Source organism: Deltaproteobacteria bacterium HGW-Deltaproteobacteria-6 (genome assembly GCA_002840435.1).
Classification (GTDB): Bacteria; Desulfobacterota; Syntrophia; order Syntrophales; family Smithellaceae; genus UBA8904.
The window spans coordinates 1-1,435 of the sequence record PHAT01000036.1 but is presented as its reverse complement, the minus strand read 5'-3'; the positions used below and the strand labels follow the sequence as shown (position 1 = coordinate 1,435).

Below are 1,435 nucleotides of genomic sequence, written 5' to 3'. Positions count from 1 at the left end.
TCAGAAATGTGGCTGTAATCGGCCACGGCGGAACAGGCAAAACCTCTCTTTGCGAATCCCTGTTATTTGTCTCCGGGAAAAATGAGCGTCTGGGACGCGTTGACGACGGTTCATCCACCATGGACTTTGAACCGGAGGAGCAGAAAAAACACGTTTCCATATCGTCCGCAGCCAATTTTGTTGAATGGGATAAACATAAAATCAACATCGTCGATACGCCGGGCGACTCCAACTTTACCTTTGACATCAAGTGTTCAATCAGTATCGTGGACAACGCGGTAGTAGTGATTGATTCCGTTGGCGGCGTTGAATTTCAGACACAGAAAGTCTGGGAACTGGCCAATGAATATTCCCTCCCCCGCATGATTTTCATCAATCGCATGGACCGTGAAAGGGCCGATTTCAACAAGGTACTGGAAAGCATCAAAACAAAACTCAAGAAGAAGGCAACCCCCGTCTGCCTGCCCATCGGCGCAGAAGATAAATTTCAGGGGATTGTCGATCTCATTTCAATGAAAGCCTATACGTTCGCCGACAACAAAGGCGTCGGAAAAGCATCAGAAATCCCGGCGGATTTGATGGATGAAGCGAATGCGCTTCGTGCATCCATGGTTGAAGATATCGCGGAGGCCGATGATGAACTGATGAACAAATACCTGGAAGCCGGTGAACTTTCCGCCGATGAGCTTAAAACCGGATTGAAAAAAGGTGTCCTGTCGGGCAGCGTGATTCCCGTAATATGCGGTTCAGCCAGCAAAGGCATCGGCGTGACGATGCTGATGGATCTGGTCGTCAGTTCATTCGCTTCACCCGTTGATCGCGGACCTGTGAAAGGTCATAAACCGGGCACGGACACCGTTGAAGAAAGACAGCCGTCGGAAGATGCTCCTTTTTCCGCCATTGTTTTCAAAACCATCGCCGATCCTTACGCCGGACGTCTGACATTGTTCCGGGTTTATTCCGGCAAGCTTAATTCTGATTCCGCTGTTTATAACTCTTCTAAAAAAATCACGGAAAAATTCGGGCATATATTCTTTCTGGAAGGCAAAAATCAGAAACAGGCGGAAGTCCTTATTCCCGGAGACATCGCCGGCGTCGCCAAACTGAAGGAAACCGTTACCGGCGACACCCTTTGCTTCGAAAAAGCGCCGATTGTCTTCGAAAAAGTAGCCATTCCGCCGCCGATCATGTCTTTTGCCGTAGAACCGAAATCACGCGGTGACGAAGACAAGATTGCTTCTTCCATCCACCGCCTGACGGAAGAAGACCCGACCATTGTTTTTTCTCGCAATGTCCAGACCAAGGAGATGATTCTCTCCGGCATGGGACAGGTGCATATTGAAGTCAACGTAGAAAAAATGAAACGAAAATTCGGTGTTGAAGTCAACCTGAACACACCGAAAGTTCCCTATTTTGAAACCATTAAAGGCAAAAC

1 protein-coding gene is annotated in these 1,435 nt (G+C 48.4%); it reads left to right on the top strand.

The genetic code is table 11. From position 1 onward, the window contains the following. Positions 1 to 1,435, top strand: a 1,435-nt coding sequence (gene fusA / locus CVU71_18630; GenBank protein ID PKN16651.1) for an elongation factor G, incomplete at both ends; no start/stop codon positions are given.